The sequence below is a fragment of the Frigoribacterium sp. CFBP 13729 genome, from assembly GCF_014841875.1.
Taxonomy (GTDB): domain Bacteria; phylum Actinomycetota; class Actinomycetes; order Actinomycetales; family Microbacteriaceae; genus Frigoribacterium.
Genome location: NZ_JACYUR010000006.1, coordinates 127,333 through 149,013, shown reverse-complemented (window position 1 = coordinate 149,013; position 21,681 = coordinate 127,333). Strand labels below are relative to the sequence as shown.

Genomic DNA, 21,681 nt, shown 5'->3' with positions numbered 1-21,681 from the left:
CTCAGCGCCGATGGTACTGCAAGGGGGACCTTGTGGGAGAGTAGGACACCGCCGGACTCCTTTTGAGAGAAAAGCCCCTCCACTGGAGGGGCTTTTCTTGTTTAACGCCGAGACAGCAGGGCAGGTCGCCGAGAGCGAGGCCCCGAGAAGCGGGGCTGCGCCGGTAGGATCGTGACCGATGTCTGCTCCCTTCTCCACCGCCTCCGGCGCCGATGTGCGCGTGCGGTTCTGCCCCTCTCCCACCGGGACTCCCCACGTGGGTCTCATCCGCACTGCCCTGTTCAACTGGGCGTACGCGAGGCACCACGGCGGCAAGCTCGTGTTCCGCATCGAGGACACCGACGCCAGTCGTGACAGCGAGGAGAGCTACGAGCAGATCCTCGACGGCCTGCGCTGGCTCAAGCTCGACTGGGACGAGGGCGTCGACGTCGGCGGGCCGCACGCGCCGTACCGGCAGTCGCTGCGTCACGACATCTACCGCGACATCATCGACCGGCTCCTCGAGCGCGGCCTGCTGTACGAGAGCTACGCGACGGGTGAGGAGATCGAGGCGCGCAACATCGCTGCCGGTCGTGACCCCAAGCAGGGCTACGACAACTTCGAGCGCGACCTCACGGACGAGCAGCGCGCCTCCTACAAGGAAGAGGGGCGTCAGCCGGCTCTCCGTCTGCGAGTCCCCGACCGCGACCTCAGCTTCGACGACCTGGTGCGCGGCGAGATCACCTTCCCCGCCGGCTCGTTCTCCGACTTCGTGGTGGTCCGCCCGAACGGCGTCCCGCTGTACACGTTCGTCAACCCCGTCGACGACGCTCTGATGGGCATCACGCACGTGCTGCGCGGAGAGGACCTCCTCTCGTCGACGCCTCGTCAGATCGCCCTGTACGAGGCGCTGGTCGAGCTGGGCGTCACCGAGTTCGTGCCGCGCTTCGGCCACCTGCCCTACGTGATGGGCGAGGGCAACAAGAAGCTGTCGAAGCGCGACCCTGCCTCGAACCTGTTCCACCACCGCGATCGCGGCTTCATCCCCGAGGGCCTGGTCAACTACCTGTCCCTGCTCGGCTGGTCGCTGTCGCACGACCGCGACGTGTTCAGCCTCGACGAGATGGTCGCGGCCTTCGACGTGACCGACGTGAACCCCAACCCGGCTCGGTTCGACCTCAAGAAGGCGGAGTCGATCAACGGGGACCACGTCCGCCTCCTCGAGGTCGGCGACTTCACGCAGCGCCTGCTGCCCTACCTCGACGGCGTCGTCAGCGATCCCCCCACCGAGTCCGAGGCCGCCGTGCTCGCCCAGGCCGCGCCGCTCGTCCAGGAGCGCATGACGCTGCTCGGCGAGGCGAAGGGGATGCTGTCGTTCCTGTTCACCGCCGACGACGAGCTCGAGTACGACGCCGACGCGACGGCCTCGCTGCCGGAGTCGTCCGCCGACGTGCTGCGCGCCTCCTCGGCTGCGCTCGACGGGGTGCAGGAGTGGACGCACGCCGCGATCCAGGACGCGCTCAAGGCGGCGCTCGTCGACGAGCTCGGCCTCAAGCCGCGTGTCGCCTACGGACCGCTGCGCGTCGCGCTCTCGGGGCGACGGGTGAGCCCGCCGCTGTTCGAGTCGATGGAGATACTGGGTCGGGAGTCGACGCAGGCGCGCATCCGGCGCCTCCTCGAGCGATCATGACCGAGGTCCGTGTCGACGCGCCCGCTGCCGACCCGCGCTGGGACGTCGTCGTCGTCGGGGGAGGGCCGGCGGGGCTCAGCGCCGCGCTGAACCTCGTCCGTGCCCGGCGTCGCGTGCTGCTCGTCGACAGCAACCGTCCGCGCAACTCGGCGACGCTGCTGTCGCACGGGTACCTCACCCGCGACGGCATCTCGCCGCTCGAGCTGCGCAAGCTCGGCCGCGAGGAGTTCCTCGCCTACGAGGAGGGCGAACACTGGCAGACGATGGCCACCAGCATCAGCCGCGGCGACGACGGGTTCGTCGTCGACTGCGAGTTCCGGGGGCAGCAGCGTCGAGCCCTGGCCGACGTGGTGCTGGTCGCCACCGGGCTGCAGGAGACGCTGCCGGCGATCGACGGCCTGCGAGCCTTCTACGGCACCTTCGTCCACAGCTGCATCGAGTGCGACGGCTACGGCAAGCGCGACCAGGCACTCGCCGTGATCGGCGAACACCCCGACCTTGCCGAGCGTGCCCTGCTGCTGTCGCAGTGGAGCGACGACCTGGTCGTCTTCACGCACGGCTCCGCCGATGCGGTGACCGAGGGCGAGGAGGCGCAGCTCGCCTCCCGCGGGATCCGCGTCGACCGCCGCCCGATCGCGTCGCTGCAGGGCGGCCGCGAGGGGCTCACGGGAGTCGAGCTCGAGGGCGGCGAGGTCGTGCCGCGCGAGGGCGGCTTCGTCCGGCCTGCCTGGGCCGGCAAGCTCGAGTACGTCGCACCTCTCGGGGCCGACCTCGACGAGGACGGTCTGCTGGTCGTCGACGACCACGGACGCACCTCGGTGCCGGGGCTCTACGCCGCCGGCGAGTCCACGGCGCCCGGGCCGCAGCAGCTGATCGTCGCTGCCGGGTCGGGAGCACGAGTGGCCGCGGTGATCAACCGTGACCTCATCGGTGGCCTCGACGAGCTCGGAGATCGTGTACAGTAGACGCTGGCTCATCTGATGGGCCGCAGTGATGTAGACCTCACGGTCGATATCATTGGGGTATGGTGTAATTGGCAACACGACTGATTCTGGTTCAGTTGTTCTTGGTTCGAGTCCAGGTACCCCAGCACGAGAAAAGAAAGCCCCTGACCTGTCGGTCCGGGGCTTTTCCCTTTGTGCTCGTCTGGCCGCCTGCCGGCGGCTGCCGGGCTGCGCCCGGCGGGCCTTCGGCCGGCGGCGCTTCGTGCGCCTCCTCGGACACGGGGGTGGGAGCGGCGGCGCTTCGTGCGCCTCCTCAGGCGGTGGGAACAAAGCGAGACGGATCCGTGCTCGGGGTGGGCACGGGGCCCGGCGGCGTGGGGGAGGTGTGCTCGATCACTCTCGAATTTGAGAGTGATCGCGTGCGGAGACTGGTGCAGGAGGAGCGCACCGGGTTTCCTGCACCGCACCGGGACTAGACGCGGTGCGGTGTACGGGATGCGGTGCAGTGGCGGCGGCGGGGGCGGCGCTTCGCGCGCCGGCGCGGGTGGGGATGCGCGAAGGCCCCTGCCGGGTGGCAGGGGCCTTCGGGGCGGAACGGCGCAGCGGCCGAGGTGCGCAGCGCCTACTGGGGGATGGTGGTCCCGAAGCGGGCCGGGAGCGTGCCGCGGTGCGTGCTGCGGAGCTCGTCGAGCGAGACCGTGAAGACGTCCTGGATCTCGAGCGACTGCGACGACGCGTCCGTCACGCCGATGCGGGCGACGGGGTAGCCCCGGCCCTCACAGAGGCCGCGGAACTTGACGTCGTCCTCACGGGGCACCGACACGACCACGCGACCGGTCGACTCCGTGAAGAGCGTCGCCGCGACGTCGAGGCCGTCGCGCTCGAGCAGCTCGCCCAGGTAGACGCGCGCGCCGACGCCGAAGCGCAGCACCGCCTCGGCGAGGGCCTGGGCCAGGCCGCCGTCGCTGAGGTCGTGCGCCGCCGCGATGAGCGACTGGTCGGCACCCGCGGCGAGCAGCCCCGCGAGCTGCTTCTCGCCTGCCAGGTCGACGGCCGGCGGGCGTCCGCCGAGGTGGTCGTGCACGGTGCCGGCCCAGGCCGAGCCGTCGAGCTCGAGGGAGGAGGTGCCGAGCAGGTAGATGTTGTCGCCGTCGTCCTGCCAGCCGGAGGGCACGCGCTTCGCGACGTCCTGGATCACGCCGAGGACGCCGACCACGGGGGTCGGGAAGATGGGCTTCGTGCCGGTCTGGTTGTAGAACGACACGTTGCCGCCCGTGACGGGGATCTCGAGCTCGAGGCACGCGTCGGACAGGCCCTCGACGGCCTGCGAGAACTGCCACATGACCTCCGGGTCCTCCGGGCTGCCGAAGTTGAGGCAGTCCGTGACGGCGGCCGGCACGGCACCCGTGACGGCGACGTTGCGGTAGGCCTCGGCGAGGGCCAGACGGGCGCCCTGCTTCGGGTCGAGCTGGCACCAGCGGCCGTTGGCGTCGGTCGCGATGGCGAAGCCGAGCCCCGACTCCTCGTCGACGCGGACCATGCCGCCGTCGTCGGGGAAGCTCAGGGCCGTGTTGCCGAGCACGTACGTGTCGTACTGGTTCGTGACCCAGCTCTTGTCGGCCAGGTTGGGGGAGCCGAGCAGCTGCAGGAACTGGGCCCGCACCTCCTCGGGGTCGGTCGGACGCGGCAGCGTCGCGGCCGTGTCGGCCTGCAGCGCGTCGATCCAGGACGGGTAGGCGACGGGACGCTCGTAGACCGGGCCGTCGACCGCGACGGTGCGCGGGTCGACGTTGACGATCTCTTCTCCGTGCCAGTTGATGACCAGCCGGCCGGTGTCGGTGACCTCGCCGAGCACGCTCGTCTCGACGTCCCACTTCGCGGTGACGGCGAGGAACGCGTCGAGCTTGTCGGGGCTGACGACCGCCATCATCCGCTCCTGGCTCTCGCTCATCAGGATCTCCTCGGCAGTCAGCGAGGGGTCGCGGAGCAGCACGTCGTCGAGCTCGATGAACATGCCGCCGTCGCCGTTCGAGGCCAGCTCGGAGGTGGCGCAGCTGATGCCGGCCGCTCCCAGGTCCTGGATGCCCTCGACGAGCTCGCCGCGGAACAGCTCGAGGCAGCACTCGATCAGCACCTTCTCGGCGAACGGGTCGCCGACCTGCACCGAGGGGCGCTTCGTCGGGCCGCCCGACGAGAACGTGTCGGAGGCGAGGATGGAGGCGCCGCCGATGCCGTCGCCGCCGGTGCGCGCCCCGAAGAGCACGACCTTGTTGCCCACGCCCTTGGCGTTGGCGAGGTGCAGGTCCTCGTGACGGAGGACGCCGACCGCGAGGGCGTTGACCAGCGGGTTGCCCTGGTAGACGGCGTCGAAGTAGGTCTCGCCGCCGATGTTCGGCAGGCCGAGGCAGTTCGCGTAGAAGCTGATGCCCTGCACGACGCCGTCGACGACGCGCTGCGTGTCGGGGGCGTCGATGGCGCCGAAGCGCAGCTGGTCCATCACGGCGACCGGACGGGCGCCCATCGAGATGATGTCGCGGACGATGCCGCCGACGCCGGTCGCGGCGCCCTGGAACGGCTCGATGTAGCTGGGGTGGTTGTGGGACTCGACCTTGAAGGTCACCGCCCAGCCGCCTCCCACGTCGACGACGCCGGCGTTCTCGCCCATGCCGACCATCAGGTCCTTCGTCATCGCCGGCGAGACCTTCTGGCCGAACTGGCGGAGGTAGATCTTGCTGGACTTGTAGGAGCAGTGCTCGCTCCACATCACCGAGTACATCGCCAGCTCGCCGCTCGTGGGGCGGCGGCCGAGGATCTCGCGGATCTGCGCGTACTCGTCGGCCTTGAGCCCGAGGGCCTCGAAGGGCTGGTGCTTGTCGGGCGTCGCGGCCGCGTCGGCGGTCGTGTCGGGCTTCGGGCCCTCGGGGCGGACGTCGATCAGCTCGGCGCGGTCGTTCTCGGTGCTCACTTGGACAGGGCCCTCTCGATGACGGACGTGAAGAACGTGAGGCCGTCGACGCCGCTCGACATCGCGTCGGGCATGTCGGGGCCGAAGCCGGGCTCGGTGGCGTGCTCGGGGTGGGGCATCAGGCCGACGACGTTGCCGCGGGCGTTCGAGACGCCGGCGATGTCGTCCATCGAGCCGTTGGGGTTGACGCCGACGTAGCGGAAGGCGACCTGGCCCTCGCCCTCGATCCGCTTGATCGTCTCGTCGTCCGCGATGAACCGGCCGTCGGCGTTCTTGAGGGGGATCGTGATCTCCTGCCCCTCGGCGAAGCCGTTCGTCCAGTCGGTCGACGCGTTCTCCACGCGGAGCACCTGGTCGCGGCGGATGAACTGCTGGTGCGCGTTGCGGGTGTGGGCACCGGGGATGAGCCGCGCCTCCGCCAGCATCTGGAAGCCGTTGCAGATGCCGAGCACGGGCATGCCCGCGTTCGCCGCGTCGACGACCTCGGTCATGATCGGCGACAAGGAGGCGATGGCACCGGCGCGCAGGTAGTCGCCGTAGCTGAACCCGCCGGGCAGGATGATCGCCTCGACGCCCTGCAGGTCGTGGTCGCCGTGCCAGAGGGCGACGGGCTCGCCGCCCGCCAGGCGGACCGCGCGCTGGGCGTCGCGGTCGTCGAGCGAGCCGGGGAAGGTGACGACGCCGATGCGCATCAGACGGCGGGCGCGGCGTCGAGCACGGTGATGCTCACCACGTCTTCGATGACCGAGTTCGAGAGCACGTCGTCGGCGAGGGTGCGCACGTCGGCGAGCACCGCCTCCGTCACCTCGCCCTCGACGGTCAGCTCGAAGCGCTTGCCGATGCGGACGTCGGTGAACTGCTCGCGGCCGAGACGGGAGAGGGCGCCGACCACGGCCTTGCCCTGGGGATCGAGCAGTTCAGCCTTGGGCATGACCTCGACGACGATTGTGGGCACGTTTCAACTCCTGCGGGCTGGCAGCGGGTGGACGCAGCGAGTCTATCGGGACGGTGCCGCCCGGCCGGGCGTCGAGGCGCGGGCCTCGCGCCGGTCCGCCTGCCGGCCCGGCCGGTGTCGTCGGTGATCAGCAGATCCCGGGGCGGCTCCCAGCGTCGTCATCGGATCGGCACGCACCATTGATCTCAGCAGCAGGAACACGGCCTCGTGATCGGGCCTCCTGCTGCATCCGGTCGAGGGTTCCTGATCCGCCCGACGCCGTAGGACGCCCGGCCGATCCCCCCGTCGGCCGGGCGTCACCCTTCTCTCCCCCGCGGGCCCCTGCTACGGCCGGGGTCGCGTGCGGCCGAGCAGCCAGAGCGCCGCCGGCAGCGCCACGGCACCGGCGATCGCGTTCCGCAGGTCGAGGCCGTCGAGCATCACCGCGAACGGCGGCGCCACGACCAGCACGGCCGACACCGCGACGACGAGCGTGCTCGGGCGGCGGTGCCCCGACGGCACGGGCCGCGGTGCCCCTTCGAGGCGTCCGACCACGAGCGACAGCGCGCACGCGAGGCCGAGCACGAGCAGCACGACGGGGATCCGCGTCCACCACCAGGCCGCCGACGCCGGCTCGGGCAGCGGCCCGCCCGTCGCGAGGACCAGGCCGGTGACGGCGATCAGCAACGGCAGGTGCCAGAGGTAGATCGTCATGCCGCGGCTGCCGACCGCGAACACGACGGCCCGCGCGGCACGCGTCCGCATCAGCCGGGCCAGCGCGGGGTGCAGCAGCGTCAGCACGCAGATCTGCCCGACGCCGAGCACCATCAGCGGCACGGCCGGCGGGTTGAGGTTCGTCAGCATGTCGTCCGACCACGGCCCCACCGTCGTCAGCGCCGGCAGCGACGCGGCGCAGGCCAGCGCGATGCCCGCCAGCAGGAGGCGCGGGGCACGCCCGAACCACCCGCTCGCGTAGGCGAACCCCAGCTGCTGCACGAACAGCCACACGAACACGAGGTTGAGCAGGCCGACGTCGGTCACGAGCGTCGTGTACCGGACCGAGTCGACGAGCAGGGCCGCCGTCGCGAGGCCGACGAAGGTCGCCGCGGGTCGCGTGGCGTGCAGCCTGGCCATCACGGGCACGGCCACCTGCGTGATGCCGTAGGCGGCGAGGAACCAGAGCGGGGTGCCGATGCCGGTGACGGCCGTGTCGAGCAGGGCCGGGTCGACCCCGAGCAGCGTGGCGACCGCCAGGGCGACGGCGAGCACCACGAAGAGCGCGGCGGCGGGACGGGCGAGGCGCAGGAGGCGACCGCGCACGAAGTCCGCACCGTCGCCTCCTCGTCGCTGTGTGCTCGCCCAGGCGGTCGCGCTCGCGAAGCCGCCGACGACGAAGAAGAGCGGCATGATCTGGCCGACCCAGGTCGAGAACGCGAACCACGGCTGCTGCTGCAGCGGCTGCGACGCGACGACCGCGCCGTCGGGGTCGCGGCCGACGCCGACCATCAGTACGTGGATGACGACCACGAGCAGCACGCAGACGACGCGGGCGAGGTCGACGACGAGGTCGCGGCCCGCGAGGGCGTCGGCGGACGGAGCCGGGGAGGCGCCCGCGGGGTCGGTGCCGCTCGGTGCGGCACCCGAGATGCGGCCCTGGCCCTGCGGGTGACGCTCCGTCGACGTGCTCATCTCCGCACCGTAGCGACCACGGGAGCCGGGTGGGGAGACCGGTCGGTGAATTCCTCCTCGCGGAGGACCCCTGGCGCACGGCACCGTCGAGGCGCTCGGTGCCCGGGAAGGGGCGTTCTGGACGGGGGCCCGCGGTCAGGTCGTCCCTTCTCGGTCAGAACGCGCCGGGGAGCGCCGCCGCGGGCGCCGGTCAGCGGACGACGGCCCCCACGAACTCGATCTCGACCCGGGCGCCCCTCGGCAGGGCCCCCACCTGGTAGGCGGCGCGGGCCGGCAGCACGCCCCCGGCCGCAGAGAAGACCTCGGCGTAGACCTCGTTCACGACGGCGAAGTCGGCGATGTCGGCGAGCAGCACCGTCGTCTTGACGACGTGCGCGACGCCCGAGCCGGCCGCCTCGAGGACCGCCGCGCCGTTGCGGAGCGACTGGGCCGCCTCCTCGCGCACCCCCGGCCCCGCGAACTCGCCCGTCGCCGGGTCGATCGGCAGTTGTCCGGAGACGAAGACGAGGTCGCCGACGACGACGGCCTGCGAGTAGGCGCCGACGGCGGCGGGCGCGGCGTCGGTGTGCACGGCGTGGACGGAGGCGCCGGTGCGGGCGGGGCGGTCGATACGGGTGTCGTCTGCGGTGGTCATGCGCGTCCTCCCAGGACGGTCAGGGCCGCGTCGAGCGCGGACGGGGTGGTGGTGGCGTGCACGCTGAGGCGCACGCGGTCGTCGCCGTGCACGGTCGCCGTGACCCCGGCGGCGTCGAGCCGGGCGCCGACGGCCGCGGCGTCGCCCGCAGGCACTCCGGCGACGACGATGCCGGCCCGGCGCTCGCGGTCGGCGGGCGAGAGCACGGGCACGCCCGCGGCCTCGAGGCGGGCGACCAGGTCGCCCGCCGTGTCGGCGACCCGGGACGCGACGACGTCGACGCCGACCTGCTCGAGCTGCTCGAGGGCGGTGGCGAGGGCACCCGAGGCGAACGGCGAGCCGTTCGTGACCGAGAAGCGCTGGGCCCCGGAGAGGGCGGCGTGCGGCACGCCGTCGTAGCGCGACGGCCCCTCGACGCCGGTCCAGCCGCCGAGCACCGGCCGGAGGCGGTCGAGCGCCCTCGGGGAGAGGGCGACGAAGCCCGTGCCCCAGCCCGCCCGCAGCCACTTCTGGCCGCCGACGACGAGGGCGTCGGCGAGCGACCAGTCGGCGTCGAGGACCCCGAACCCCTGGATGCCGTCGACCACGAGGAGGCGGTCGCCGGCTGCCTCCCGGAGGCCCGCGAGGTCGGCGACCGTGCCGGTGCGGAAGTCGACCGCGCTCACCGCGACGGCGACCGTGTACGGGCCGACGGCGTCGGCCACGCGCTCGGGCGTCACGGGCGCGAGCGGCTGCCCCGGCACCGGGGGCAGGTGCCGCACCGTGGTGAGGCCCGCCTCCTCCGAGCGCCACCAGGCGTAGAGGTTCGACGGGAACTCGGCCTGGCTCACGACGACCTCGCCGCGCGGCAGGCCGAAGGCGACCTGCATCAGCCCGAGGGAGGTGCTGCCCGCGAGGGCGACGCCGGTCCGGTCGACGCCGGTGAGGCGCGACACCGCGGCCAGGGCGCGCTCGTCCTCGGCGTGCAGGCCCGCCGACGGGACGCCGGCGCTCGCCGCGGCCGCGAGGCGGCCGATGGTCTCGACGACGTCGCGGGAGGGCGGTCCGTAGCTGCCGAAGTTCAGGTAGCCGACGGGCTCCGCGAACGACGACAGGTAGGTGTCGAGGGCGCCCGACGTCCCGGGGCGGGTCGAGGTCACTGCAGCACCCGCTGGAGGAACTGCCGCGTGCGCGCCTCACGAGGGGCGCCGAGCACCTGCTCGACCGGGCCCTGCTCGACGATGCCGCCGTCGGCCATGAAGACGACGCGGTCGGCGACCTCGCGGGCGAACTGGATCTCGTGCGTCACGACCAGCATGGTCATGCCGTCGCGGGCCAGGTCGCCCATCACCTTCAGCACCTCGCCGACGAGCTCGGGGTCGAGCGCCGACGTCGGCTCGTCGAAGAGCAGGAACAGGGGCTTCATCGCCACGGCCCGCGCGATGGCGACCCGCTGCCGCTGCCCGCCCGAGAGCTGGCCGGGGTAGGCGTCGACCTTGTCGCCGAGGCCCACCCGCTCGAGGATGGCGACGGCCTCGGCCCGCGCCTCCTTCGCGGATCGACGCTGCACGCGCACCGGGCCCTCGAGCACGTTGCCGAGCACCGTCAGGTGCGGGAACAGGTTGAAGTGCTGGAACACCATCGCCGTGCGTGCCCGCTGCGCGGACAGCCTGCGCTCGCTCAGCTCGTGCAGCACGCCGTCGCGCAGCTCGAAGCCCATCGGCTCGCCGCCGACCCAGACCTCGCCGGCGTCCGGCTCCTCGAGGCGGTTCAGCGTGCGGAGGAACGTCGACTTGCCCGCGCCGGACGGGCCGATGATGCAGACGACCTCGCCGCTGCGCACCGTCATCGAGACGTCGCGCAGCACCTCGTGGCTGCCGTACGACTTGCCGATGCCGAGGGCCTCGAGGACGGGGGCGGCGTCGGCGGCGGGCGCCGCGCCTCCTGCGGTCGGGGTGGGCGTCGCGGTCACGGGGTGCTCCTCACGAGGGGGGCGCGGCCGAGGTCGGCGGCGACCTTGCGGCGCAGCGCGCGGGCGTTCGGCGGGCCGCCGGGGCGGCGGTCCTGCCGGTCGAAGCTGCGCTCGAGGTAGAACTGGCCGACGCTCGCGACGCTGACGATGACCATGTACCAGATCGCCGCGGCGATCAGCGTCTCCATCACCTGGAGGTTGAACGACGAGATGTTGTTCGCGGCCTTGATCAGCTCGAGGTAGCCGATGACCGAGGCCATCGCCGTGCCCTTGAGCATGTTGATGAAGTCGTTGCCGGTCGGCGGGATGATGATGCGCATCGCCTGGGGCAGCACGATGCGGGCCATGCGCTGCATCGGGGTCTGCCCGATCGACTGCGCCGCCTCGATCTGGCCGCGGTCGACGCTCTTGAGCCCCGCCCGCACGATCTCGGCCATGTAGGCGCTCTCGTTGAGGGCCAGCCCGAGGAACGCGGCGACGAAGGTCGTCATGACGTCGTTCGTGCTGACGTCGAGGAACACCACGTCGGTGAACGGCACCCCGACGGTGAGCCGCGGGAAGATCAGCGCCAGGTTGTACCAGAGCAGGATCTGCAGCAGCACGGGCAGGCCGCGGAACAGCCAGGTGTAGCCGGCCGCGAAGGCCTGCGCCACGGGGTTCTTCGAGATGCGCATCAGGGCGATCACGACGCCGATCACGACGGCGCTGACCTGTGCGACGACCGCGAGCACGAGGGTGCCGACGAGGCCCTGCAGGATGATCGGCGAGATCAGGTAGTACGGGATGTCGCCGTACGCGATGTCGCCCTGCGACGCCCCGTAGGCGAGCGCGACGAGCACCACGACGATGACCGCGGCGCTGACCCAGCGGCCCCAGTGCTTCAGGCGCACCTGCGGCAGCAGCTCACGCCCCGCCGAGGAGGTGCGGGCCGGGTCGACCGTGTCGGCCCCGGCCCGCGATCCGGGCTCCGTCACGGCTACTTGCCCCCGTTGACGGTCGCCTCGGTGACGCTGCCGGAGGTGATGCCCCAGGCGTCGAGGACCTCGCCGTAGGTGCCGTCGTCGATCAGCGAGTCGAGCGCCGCGGCGATGGCGTCGCGCAGCTCGGGGTCGTCCTTGTTGACGCCGATGCCGTAGGGCGCGCCGTCGATGACGTCGCCGGGCACGACCTCGAAGGCCTGGCCGTCCTGGGCGGTCTTCGAGATGTAGACGGCGCTCGGCAGGTCGTTGACGATGGCGTCGATGCGGCCGGTGCGCAGCTGGGTCTGGTTCTGGGCGTCGCTGTCGGTGACGGTGATCTCGAGGGGCTCGTCGCCGTCCGACTCGCACTGCGTGCTCGTCGCCTCGGCGAACTCCTGCTGGCTCGTGCCGGTGACGACCGCGATGGTCTTGCCGCAGAGGGTGTCGGGGCCGGTGATGTCGGCCGGGTTGCCCTTCTGCACCATCAGGGTGATGCCCGAGGTGAGGTAGTCGACGAAGTCGATCGCCTGCTGGCGCTCGGCGGTGTCGTTCATCGCGGCGATGGTGACGTCGACGCGGCCGGACTGCAGGCTCGTGATGAGCGAGCCGAAGTCCTGGTTCTGGTACTCGACCTCGAGGCCGAGCTTCTTGCCGATCGCCGTGATCAGGTCGTGGTCGGAGCCGATGACGGTCGAGCCGTCGGCCGCGTAGAAGTTGTTCGGCGCGGACTGCACGTTCGAGCCGACCGAGAGGGTGCCCGCGTCGGCGATGTCGGAGGGGAGCTGCGAGGCGAGCGAGTCGTCGACCTCGACGGCGTCGAGCAGCGCGCTCGTGTCGGGGATCGTCGAGGACGCCGACGACGAGGCGTCGCCCGTCGCGTCGCCGGGCTGCGGGGCGCTCGGGCCGCCGCACGCGGTCAGCGTGAGGGCCAGGACGGCGCCCGTCGCGACGGAGCCCCAGAGGGCAGGGCGGAGGCGGGGCCTGAGGGTGGTCGATCGGGTCATGGTCGAGCCTTTCGTGAGCGTCGTCGGTCATCGGAAGCTAGCCGATCTCTCGGCACGATGAGAGAAAATTATCACAATGCGACGAATCTGTTACACACCGGTAACCTGGGGCCCATGACGACAGCCAGCAGCGCCACCGTGGTCGACCGCAGCCGCGTGCTCCGGACCGAGTTCGGGCCGTACCTGCCGCTGATGGACTTCCTCGCCGAGCTGCTCGGCCCGCGCACCGAGATCGTGCTGCACGACACGAGCGACCTCAGCCGCTCGATCGTCGCCCTCACGAACGGGCACGTCAGCGGCCGCAGCGTCGGCGGCCCCGCGACCGACCTCGTGCTCAAGGTGCTGCAGAACCACGAGCACGACGACCGCGACTACCTCGCGAACTACCTGGCGGAGTCGCGCACGGGCGGCACGTTCCGCTCGTCGACCTTCTTCATCCGCGACGCGGGCGGCGACGTCGTCGGGATGCTCTGCCTCAACATCGACGACGAGCCGCTGACCCGGGCCCGCGACCTGCTCGCGGCGATCACCGCGACGACGGGGCTCGTGAAGGGCGCGGAGCAAGGAGGCGCCGGTGCGGGGCGGGGAGGCGCGGGCGGCGCCGGGGGGGCTGGCGGGGCTGGCGACGGCGCCCGTGCTGCCTCGTCGGCCGGCGTCGTCGAGCGGCTCAGCACGAACGTGGACGAGCTCGCGCTCGACGGCGTGGCCCGGATCGTCGCGGCGCAGGGCGTCGAGCCGCACCGCATGACGCCCGACGAGAAGGTCGCGGCCGTGCGCGAGCTCGAGCGGGCGGGGGTGTTCCTGCTCAAGGGCGCGGTGGCGCAGGTGGCCGACGCGCTGCACGTGTCCGAGCCCACGGTCTACCGCTACGTGAAGCAGGTGCGGCGCGGCGACTGAGCGCCGGGCGACGGGCCCGACGGCGGCCGCGCGCTAGACGGGGAAGCCGAAGGGGGCGGCCGGGGTGCCGGCCGCGGCCGCGGCGCGCTCCTCGGCCTCGCGCCGGGCCCGCCGCGTGAGCGGCTGGGGAGCGGCAGGCGCGGGCTCGTAGCTCTGCAGCTCGGCCTCGGCCCGCAGCGCGAACTCGCGCAGCTTCTCGGGCGAGACCGACGAGGCCTTGCGCGGACGCGTGTTGTGCAGGCAGAACGTGCCGATCGTCTCGCCGGTCGACGAGTGGATCGGGTGCCCCGCGTAGAAGTAGCCGTGGTTGAGGTCGAGGTACGGGTTCTCCGCGAAGCGCTCGTCCTTGCGGGCGTCCTCGACGACGACCACGTCGTCGGCGGCGACGGTCACGTCGCAGAAGGTCAGCTCGCGGGGGATCGACACCGGCAGCAGCTCGGTGTTCATGGCGTACCAGAGCTTGCTGCCGTCGAGCATGCTGACGACCGCGACGTCGACGCCGAACTCGGCCTCCGCCTCCTTGGCCAGGTCCTTGAGCGCGTCGGAGCCGCCGGTCGCGGCCTGCTCGACCAGGCGCTCGCCGCCGCTCCACTCGAAGCTGCGCTGCGGCAGGTGCCGCGGCAGGCGCTCGTCGAGCTGGCCCTGGTGCACGCGGTCGAGGGTCGGCGCGATGCGGTGCGCGATGGTCTGCGCCCACCGGCGGTAGCCCTCGGCGCAGCCGTGCGGCGAGTCGGGGCGGCGGAGGCCGGCCGGCAGCCGGAAGTACTCGAGGCCCGCCTCGGAGGCGACCAGCTCGGTGAGGGCGTTCATGCGCTCGCCGTGCTGCTCGGCGACCGAGCCCAGCAGGCTGTCGAACGCCTTCGCCGAGCGGACGGGCGGCACGCCGACCAGCACGGTGCGCGCGGTCGGGTGGCTGCGGCGCGCGATGGTCGAGACGAGGAGGCGCAATTCGCGCTCCCAGACGTCGAGGGGCGTCAGGCGCACGGCGTCGTTGAGGCCCACCAGCACCACGACGGTGTCGTAGAGGCCGACGTCGGTGTCGCGGATCCAGGCCCGCGTCGACTCGATGCTCATCATCTCGTCGCCGACGTAGTCGACCGAGCAGGGGCGCCCGGTGGCCTCCGAGGAGGCGCGCGACAGCTGGCCGACGAGCGCCTGGTCGTGGGTGGACACGCCCCAGCCGTGCGCGGGGCCGTTGCCGACGATGAGGACGGTGTCGGCGTCGCGCGCCGAGGTGCGCGCGGTCGGCTCGTCACGGGGGGAGAGGACGTGACGCGACCGCGAGAGCCACCAGAGGTACCAGAGCCGCATCACGGGACGGAGCCGCTCGTATCCGTGCTGGTGCACGCCGGCGACGGCGCTGCCCGTGCTCGGGCGGGCGCCCGGCGTGCCGGTGCTGTCGTGGTCGACCGTCCTGGTCACGCGGTGCTCCTCGGGTGTCGTCTGGGTGCCATCCCGCGCTCCACGCTAGGCGGGGCGTCCCGGGAGCGACATCCCCCAGAACGGGCCGCTGCGCGGTGCGGCCGTCGCCACGGGCGTGTCCGTCGCCACCGGGCTGCGGCGGCGGCCCGCTCGCGACGGACACGCCCGCCCCCGGGCTGTTTTGAACCATTCAAGGGAAGCGTGCTTAGATGGGGGCATGACGACGACGAGCCAGGGCGCCGAAGGCGCTGCGAGCACGCAGGGCACCGAGCGCCTCCGGGCCGCCGGCCTGCGGGTGACCGCGCCGCGCCTCGCCGTGCTCGACGCCCTCGACGGGCTGCCGCACGCGCCGGCCGACGTCGTCTTCGCTCGCGTCGCGCTGGGCCTGCCGGGCACCTCCCTTCAGGCGGTCTACGGCGTCCTCGCGGCCCTCACAGGGGCCGGGCTGGTCCGTCGGATCGAGCCGGCCGGCTCCGCCGCGCTCTACGAGCTGCGCACCGGCGACAACCACCACCACGTGGTCTGCTCCGTCTGCGGCAACGTCGCCGACGTCGACTGCGTCGTCGGCCACGCGCCGTGCCTGACCCCGTCGAACGATTCCGGCTTCACCGTGCAGACCGCGGAGGTGACCTTCTGGGGCCTCTGCCCGGCGTGCCGCGCCGCGGAGGACGCGCCGCTCGACGGCGAGGTCGTCACCGGACCGGCCGACGCGGGCGTGCCGGTGCTGGACGCGACCGGCCTCGCCGGCGCGACGACCCTGGACGCGACCGGCCTCGCCGACGCGGGGCGCGCCTCCTGAGCTGCACCGCACCTCCCGCGCAGGGCACCGCCCTCCCCTTCTTCCCGGCCGCGCGCCGGGTCTCCCGCAACCCGCGACTGAACACCGAACGGAAAGAGGAGTCATGACCGACACGACACCGATCACGACCACCGACAACGGCGCACCCGTCGCCAGCGACGAGCACTCGCAGACGGTCGGGGCCGACGGCCCCATCGTGCTGCACGACCACGCGCTGGTCGAGAAGCTCGCCAACTTCAACCGCGAGAAGGTACCGGAGCGCATCGTGCACGCCAAGGGCGGCGGCGCCTTCGGCACGTTCGTCACCACCGGCGACGTCTCGCAGTACACCCGCGCCGCGCTGTTCCAGCCCGGCGTCGAGACCGAGATGCTCGCCCGCTTCTCGACCGTCGCCGGCGAGCAGGGCAGCCCCGACACCTGGCGCGACCCCCGTGGCTTCGCGCTGAAGTTCTACACGAGCGAGGGCAACTACGACCTCGTCGGCAACAACACGCCCGTCTTCTTCATCCGCGACGGCATCAAGTTCCCCGACTTCATCCACTCGCAGAAGCGCCTGCCCGGCTCGCACCTGCGCGACCACGACATGCAGTGGGACTTCTGGACCCTCTCGCCCGAGTCCGCCCACCAGGTGACCTGGCTGATGGGCGACCGCGGCCTGCCCGCGTCGTGGCGCATGATGGACGGCTTCGGCTCGCACACCTACCAGTGGATCAACGCCGCGGGCGAGCGCTCGTGGGTCAAGTACCACTTCAAGTCCGACCAGGGCAACGAGATCCTCACGCAGGCCGACGCCGACCGCATCGCCGGTGAGGACGCGGACTTCCACATCCGCGACCTGTCCGCCGCGATCGAGCGCGAGGAGTTCCCGACCTGGACGATGTCCGTGCAGGTCATGCCCTACGCCGACGCCGCGAGCTACCGCTTCAACCCCTTCGACCTGACGAAGGTCTGGCCGCACAGCGACTACCCGCTGATCGAGGTCGGGAAGATGACCCTGAACAGGAACCCGGAGAACTACTTCGCGCAGATCGAGCAGGCCGCGTTCGCGCCCTCGAACTTCGTGCCCGGCATCGCGACCAGCCCCGACAAGATGCTGCTCGCGCGCATCTTCAGCTACGCCGACGCGCACCGCTACCGCGTGGGCGTCAACCACCAGCAGCTGCCGGTGAACGCGCCGAAGAACGAGGTGCACTCGTACTCGAAGGACGGCGCCGCGCGCTACAGCTTCAGCGACGCCACCGTGCCGGTCTACGCGCCGAACTCGGTCGGCGGCCCCGCGGGCTCGCCGCAGGCCGCGGGCGAGACCCCCGGCTGGGAGAGCGACGGCGAGCTCGTCCGCTCGGCAGCCACGCTGCACCCGGAGGACGACGACTTCGGCCAGGCCGGTTCGCTCGTCCGCGACGTGATGGACGACGAGCAGCGCGACCGCTTGGTCGCCAACATCGTCGGCCACGTGTCGAAGGTCACCCGTCCCGACCTGCTCGAGCGCGTGTTCCAGTACTGGAACTCCGTCGACCCGATCCTCGGCTCGCGCGTCCGCGCCGGCGTCTCGCCCGAGGCGCCCGGCTCGAACGAGGACCCGGCGACCGTGGGCGTCCCCGCGTAGCAGTCGGCGTCCGCTGACCAGCACCGCTGGTCACGTCAGACCGCAGGAGGCGCGGTGCCCGTTCGTCGGGCACCGCGCCTCCTGCGTGCGGTCGGCCCCCCTAGACCATCTGGCCGTTCCAGCGGATGTCGCCGGCGGGCCACTCGGCGGCCGTCGCGCCGACCTCGCGGATCAGCCAGCCCTCGTCCTGGCTGACGAGCACGCCTGCCCCGTCTGCCGAGAAGGCGGTGTAGTGGCCGGTGACTGCGTGGCCGGTGACCGCGTCGAGCGGCAGCCAGCCCGCGCGGCGGTAGAAGCCCTGCACCGCCTCGCCGGTCTCGAGCAGGCCGAACCGGCTGCCGAGGCGCTCGAGCGCGGCGTCGACGTGGCGCAGCAGCGCGCCGCCGAGGCCGGTGCCCTGCGCGGTCGGGCTGACGGCGACCATCCCGACCGCGGTGACCAGCAGGTCGGTCTCGCCGACCGTGACGAACTGGCGGCGGAGCCCGGCGTGCGCGACGACGACGTCCCCGTCGCGGGCGACGACGCGGAGCTCCGGCTGCATCCCGGCCCAGCTGCGCGCCCCGGCGTACCAGTGGTCGTAGGCGTCGAAGGTGCGGGCGAGCATCGCCGCGAGGGCCTCGTGGTCGTCGAGAGTGAGGTCGCCCTCGGCGACGGTGCTGAAGACGGGGGCGGGGGAGGCGTGCTGTGCGGCTTCGGACATGCCTGCGACGCTATCTCCAGAAGTACGGCGCGTGGGCGGTCACGCGCCCAGCGCGCGGGCCGTGACCTCGATCTGGTTCAGCCACGGGTCGTCGAAGGCGAGCACGCGGCCGTCGTCGCGAGTGGCGACGCCGTGGTGCGCGAGGCGCTCGCCGAGGGCGCCCAGGTCGTCGAGGCCCGGCACCTCGATGCGGACGAGTCCGAGACCGAGGGCCAGCTGCCGCCTCCCTGCTCCGGCGCTCTGCCACGTGTTCATCGCCATGTGGTGGTGGTAGCCGCCGGCGCTGACGAAGAGCGCCTGCGGCCCGAAGCGCGTCGTCGTCTCGAAGCCGAGCTGCTCGACGTAGAACCGGTGGGCGCTGTCGACGTCTCCCACGCTGAGGTGCACGTGGCCGACCGAGGCGGGGCGGGAGGCGGTGGCGACCAGCGCCTCCTCGGTCACGTTCTGCTGCAGGAACGCGTTCGGGTCGAGGGCGAGGGTGGCCATGTCGACCTGGCCGTGGGTCCACGACCAGGCGGTGCGGTCGCGGTCCCAGTAGAGCTCGACCCCGTTGCCCTCGGGGTCGGTGAAGTAGAAGGCCTTGCTGACGAGGTGGTCGGCGCTGCCGGTGAAGCTGCCGGGGTGGCGGCTCGCGACGCCGTACACGGAGGCGGCGAGGTCAGCCTCGGTCTCGAACAGGATCGCCGTGTGGAAAAGGCCGGCCTCGCGGGGGCCGGCGTGCCGGAGCTCCGGCGCGTGCTCGAGCACCACGATCGGCGTCGCCCCCCGGCCGAGGACGCTGCGGCCCGCCTCCGCGTCGTGGCTCAGCACGGCGAGCGTGACGGCGTCGCGGTAGTACGCGGTCATCGCGTCGAGGTCGGCGACGCGGAGCGTGACCGCGCCCATGCCCGTGTCGGCGGCGAGCAGGTCGGCGGCGTTACGGCCTGCCGGGAGTCGGCCTGCAGCGTCCCGGCCTGCCGAGGAGGCGCCGGTCGCGTCGCTGCTGCTGGTGTCGGTCATCGGGGCCCTCGGTTCTCGTGCGGTCGCGCGTCTCGTGTCACGCCGGTCGATGACGTGTCACCGACTTGAACCGGCTGAACTGGCGCGGCATTCCTGGCTCGACTCAGCCGGGGCCGGCCTGACACCGGCGAGTGAACGGAACACCGCCGTAGTCACCCGTTCTTCGTTCACTCAGCGGTGTCGGAGCGCGGTCCGGGCACAGCCGGCAGCTGCGGCACGCCATGAGCGTGCGGCAGGGTCAGTGGGCGGTGAGGCGCTCGATGAGCTCGCGGTAGCGGGCGGCCGTGCGCTCGACGATCTCGGGCGGCAGGGCGGGCGGGGTGCCGGTCTTGTCCCAGTTGTCGCTCAGCCAGTTGCGCACGATCTGCTTGTCGAAGCTGTCCGTGCGGCTGCCGGTGCCCGAGCTTGCCCCCGCGGCCCCGGCGCCCCCCGCGTCCCAGAAGCGGCTGCTGTCGCTGGTGAGCACCTCGTCCCCGAGGGTCAGCTCGCCGGTGGAACGGTCGGCCCCGAACTCGAACTTGGTGTCGGCGAGGACGACGCCCTGTGCCTCCGCGACCATGGAGGCACGGCGGTAGATCTCGAGCGACGTGTCGCGCAGCGCCGCCGCGACGTCGGCGCCGACGAGCTCGACGGTGCGCTCGAACGAGATGTTCTCGTCGTGCTCGCCGAGCGGCGCCTTGTAGGCGGGGGTGTAGATCGGCTCGGGCAGTCGGTCGCCGTCGTGCAGGCCGGCCGGCAGCTCGATGCCGCACACCCGGCCGGTCTCGCGGTACTCGGCCCAGCCGCTCCCCACGAGGTAGCCGCGCACGACGCACTCGACCGGGTACATGTCGAGCGGCTTCACCAGCATCGCGCGGTCGCGCACGGCAGCAGGCACCGACACGGAGGCGGTGGTCGGGTCGACGAGGTGGTTCGGCACGCCCTCGAGCTGGTCGAACCACCACGTGCTGAGCTGCGTGAGCAGGGCGCCCTTGCCCGGGATGCCGGGCTCGAGCACGACGTCGTAGGCGCTGACGCGGTCGCTGGCGACGACGAGCAGGTGCTCGGCGGCGTCCAGCGCGGGCGCGGCGTCGAGGGCGGCGGCGTCGCCGGCGGCGTCGAGAGTGGCGGCGTCGTCGCCCGAGCCCGCGGCGGGGGCCGGCACGTACAGGTCGCGGACCTTGCCCGAGTAGGCGTGCACCCAGCCGGCGAGCTCGGGCGCCTCGGCGGTCATCGGGCGACCCGCTCGGCGATGTCGCGGCGGTACTGGCCGCCCTCGAGCCGGATGCGGAGCATCGCGTCGTAGGCGCGTCCCCGTGCCTCGGCGAAGTCGGCGCCCTCGGCGACGACGCTCAGCACGCGGCCGCCGGTGGCGATGAGGCGGTCGTCGAGACGGGCGGTCGCGGCGTGGGCGACGTGCACCCCAGCGACGGCGGTGGCCTCGTCGAGGCCGGTCAGGGGGCGGCCGCTGACGGCGCCCTCGGGGTAGCCCTCGCTCGCGAGCACGACGGTGACCGCGGGCGTCGGCACGAAGCGCGGCGCCTCGTGGTTGCCGAGCGAGCCGGTCGCGGCGGCGAGCAGCAGGCCGCTCAGCGGCGTGATGAGGCGCGGCAGCACGACCTGCGTCTCGGGGTCGCCGAAGCGGGCGTTGAACTCGATCACGCGGACGCCCTGCTCGGTGAGGATCAGCCCGGCGTAGAGCAGCCCGATGAAGGGCGTGCCCTCCGACTCGAGCTGGCGCACCGTCGGCGTCGCGATGGTGTCGAGCACCTCGTCGACGAAGTCCTTCTCGCTGCCGAAGCGGTCGGCGAGCCACGGCAGCGGCGAGTAGGCGCCCATGCCGCCGGTGTTCGGGCCGGCGTCGCCGTCGAGGAGGCGCTTGTAGTCCTGGGCGGGCGACAGCGGCACGACCGTGTGCCCGTCGCTGAGGAAGAACAGCGAGACCTCAGGCCCGTCGAGGAACTCCTCGACGAGCACCGGCCCGTGCTGCAGCCAGTACGTGGTGTGCTCGACGGCGGCGTCGCGGCTCTCGGTGACGAGCACGCCCTTGCCCGCGGCGAGGCCGTCGGCCTTGATGACATAGGGCGCACCGAACTCGTCGAGCACGGCGACGGCCTCGTCGAGGGTCCCGACGCGGGTGGCGCGTCCCGTCGGGACGCCCGCCTCCTCCATGATCCGCTTCGCGAAGGTCTTGCTGCCCTCGAGCGCCGCGGCCTTCTTGCCGGGGCCGAACACGGGCACGCCGCGGGTGCGCAGCGCGTCGGCCACACCGGCGACGAGGGGGGCCTCGGGGCCGATCACGACCAGCTCGACGTCGTTCTCGAGCGCGTACTCGGCCACCACGGAGCCGTTCGACGGGTCGAGGTGCACGACCTCGACCTGCGCCGCGATGCCGGCGTTGCCGGGGGCGGCGACGATCTCGTGCCCCGCGTCTTCGCGCAGCAGCGCGGTGATGATGGCGTGCTCGCGAGCACCGGAACCGAGGACGAGTATGCGCACCCGATGGATCCTACCGAGCCGCGCCTCCCGG

Annotated in this window: 19 protein-coding genes and 1 tRNA gene; 6 read left to right on the top strand and 14 right to left on the bottom strand. The window is 72.4% G+C overall.

All coding sequences use genetic code 11. The features are described 5' to 3' along the window. The first annotated feature begins 178 nt into the window (after positions 1-178). The 3 genes from gltX to IFT77_RS15100 all read left to right on the top strand — a co-directional run bounded on the left by gltX (position 179) and on the right by IFT77_RS15100 (position 2,759). Complete coding sequence (gene gltX, locus IFT77_RS15110; RefSeq protein WP_192170466.1) at positions 179-1,669, top strand: glutamate--tRNA ligase; 1,491 nt, start codon at positions 179-181, stop codon at positions 1,667-1,669. Continuing rightward, a complete protein-coding gene (locus tag IFT77_RS15105; protein ID WP_192042879.1) occupies positions 1,666-2,634 on the top strand; it encodes an NAD(P)/FAD-dependent oxidoreductase in 969 nt (322 codons plus the stop codon). Before gltX ends, IFT77_RS15105 begins: the two co-directional genes overlap by 4 nt. Positions 2,635-2,687: 53 nt before the next feature. Next, positions 2,688-2,759, top strand: a tRNA-Gln gene (locus IFT77_RS15100). A 476-nt stretch (positions 2,760-3,235) separates the two neighbouring features. Here IFT77_RS15100 and purL read toward each other — a convergent pair. The 9 genes from purL to IFT77_RS15055 form a co-directional block, all read right to left on the bottom strand. Further along, complete coding sequence (gene purL, locus IFT77_RS15095) at positions 3,236-5,548, bottom strand: phosphoribosylformylglycinamidine synthase subunit PurL (protein ID WP_192042890.1); 2,313 nt, start codon at positions 5,546-5,548, stop codon at positions 3,236-3,238. A 26-nt stretch (positions 5,549-5,574) separates the two neighbouring features. Beyond that, positions 5,575-6,270, bottom strand: a complete 696-nt coding sequence (gene purQ / locus IFT77_RS15090) for a phosphoribosylformylglycinamidine synthase subunit PurQ (RefSeq protein ID WP_192170465.1) — start codon at positions 6,268-6,270, stop codon at positions 5,575-5,577. Then, complete coding sequence (gene purS / locus IFT77_RS15085; protein WP_192170464.1) at positions 6,270-6,533, bottom strand: phosphoribosylformylglycinamidine synthase subunit PurS; 264 nt, start codon at positions 6,531-6,533, stop codon at positions 6,270-6,272. Before purS ends, purQ begins: the two co-directional genes overlap by 1 nt. 324 nt (positions 6,534-6,857) lie before the next feature. Continuing rightward, on the bottom strand, positions 6,858-8,201 hold the full coding sequence (locus tag IFT77_RS15080) for an acyltransferase (protein WP_192170463.1): 1,344 nt from the start codon (positions 8,199-8,201) through the stop codon (positions 6,858-6,860). Positions 8,202-8,391: 190 nt separating this feature from the next. Beyond that, entirely contained in the window at positions 8,392-8,835 is a 444-nt protein-coding gene (locus IFT77_RS15075) for a Rid family detoxifying hydrolase (protein ID WP_192042875.1), read from the bottom strand. Then, positions 8,832-9,974 carry an aminotransferase class V-fold PLP-dependent enzyme gene (locus IFT77_RS15070; protein ID WP_192170462.1) on the bottom strand — a complete coding sequence of 381 codons (1,143 nt, stop codon included), beginning with the start codon at positions 9,972-9,974 and terminating at the stop codon, positions 8,832-8,834. Before IFT77_RS15070 ends, IFT77_RS15075 begins: the two co-directional genes overlap by 4 nt. Then, a complete protein-coding gene (locus tag IFT77_RS15065; RefSeq protein ID WP_314104078.1) occupies positions 9,971-10,786 on the bottom strand; it encodes an amino acid ABC transporter ATP-binding protein in 816 nt (271 codons plus the stop codon). Before IFT77_RS15065 ends, IFT77_RS15070 begins: the two co-directional genes overlap by 4 nt. Further along, positions 10,783-11,760 (bottom strand): amino acid ABC transporter permease, encoded by a 978-nt coding sequence (locus IFT77_RS15060; protein WP_192170461.1) that lies wholly within the window; start codon positions 11,758-11,760, stop codon positions 10,783-10,785. The genes IFT77_RS15065 and IFT77_RS15060 overlap by 4 nt, the downstream gene beginning before the upstream one ends. 2 nt (positions 11,761-11,762) lie before the next feature. Next, the gene (locus IFT77_RS15055) at positions 11,763-12,749 is read right to left on the bottom strand and encodes an ABC transporter substrate-binding protein (RefSeq protein WP_192170460.1); all 987 of its coding nucleotides are present in this window, start codon (positions 12,747-12,749) and stop codon (positions 11,763-11,765) included. A 114-nt stretch (positions 12,750-12,863) separates the two neighbouring features. Between IFT77_RS15055 and IFT77_RS15050 the strand changes: the two genes are divergently transcribed. Next, complete coding sequence (locus tag IFT77_RS15050) at positions 12,864-13,646, top strand: transcriptional regulator (protein WP_192170459.1); 783 nt, start codon at positions 12,864-12,866, stop codon at positions 13,644-13,646. A 33-nt stretch (positions 13,647-13,679) separates the two neighbouring features. On the opposite strand, the gene IFT77_RS17590 is transcribed toward IFT77_RS15050, so the two are convergent. Then, entirely contained in the window at positions 13,680-15,068 is a 1,389-nt protein-coding gene (locus tag IFT77_RS17590; RefSeq protein ID WP_192170458.1) for a GAF domain-containing protein, read from the bottom strand. Positions 15,069-15,285: 217 nt separating this feature from the next. Between IFT77_RS17590 and IFT77_RS15040 the strand changes: the two genes are divergently transcribed. Continuing rightward, complete coding sequence (locus tag IFT77_RS15040) at positions 15,286-15,867, top strand: Fur family transcriptional regulator (protein ID WP_192042869.1); 582 nt, start codon at positions 15,286-15,288, stop codon at positions 15,865-15,867. A gap of 103 nt (positions 15,868-15,970) precedes the next feature. Continuing rightward, a complete protein-coding gene (locus IFT77_RS15035) occupies positions 15,971-17,473 on the top strand; it encodes a catalase (protein ID WP_192170457.1) in 1,503 nt (500 codons plus the stop codon). 100 nt (positions 17,474-17,573) lie between these two features. On the opposite strand, the gene IFT77_RS15030 is transcribed toward IFT77_RS15035, so the two are convergent. The 4 genes from IFT77_RS15030 to purD form a co-directional block, all read right to left on the bottom strand. After that, complete coding sequence (locus IFT77_RS15030; RefSeq protein WP_192170456.1) at positions 17,574-18,173, bottom strand: GNAT family N-acetyltransferase; 600 nt, start codon at positions 18,171-18,173, stop codon at positions 17,574-17,576. Between the two features lie 39 nt (positions 18,174-18,212). Beyond that, positions 18,213-19,058 carry a VOC family protein gene (locus tag IFT77_RS15025; RefSeq protein WP_123548855.1) on the bottom strand — a complete coding sequence of 282 codons (846 nt, stop codon included), beginning with the start codon at positions 19,056-19,058 and terminating at the stop codon, positions 18,213-18,215. 352 nt (positions 19,059-19,410) lie between these two features. Next, entirely contained in the window at positions 19,411-20,385 is a 975-nt protein-coding gene (locus IFT77_RS15020) for a phosphoribosylaminoimidazolesuccinocarboxamide synthase (RefSeq protein WP_192170455.1), read from the bottom strand. Beyond that, positions 20,382-21,650, bottom strand: a complete 1,269-nt coding sequence (gene purD / locus IFT77_RS15015) for a phosphoribosylamine--glycine ligase (RefSeq protein ID WP_192042865.1) — start codon at positions 21,648-21,650, stop codon at positions 20,382-20,384. The genes IFT77_RS15020 and purD overlap by 4 nt, the downstream gene beginning before the upstream one ends. Positions 21,651-21,681 lie beyond the last annotated feature (31 nt).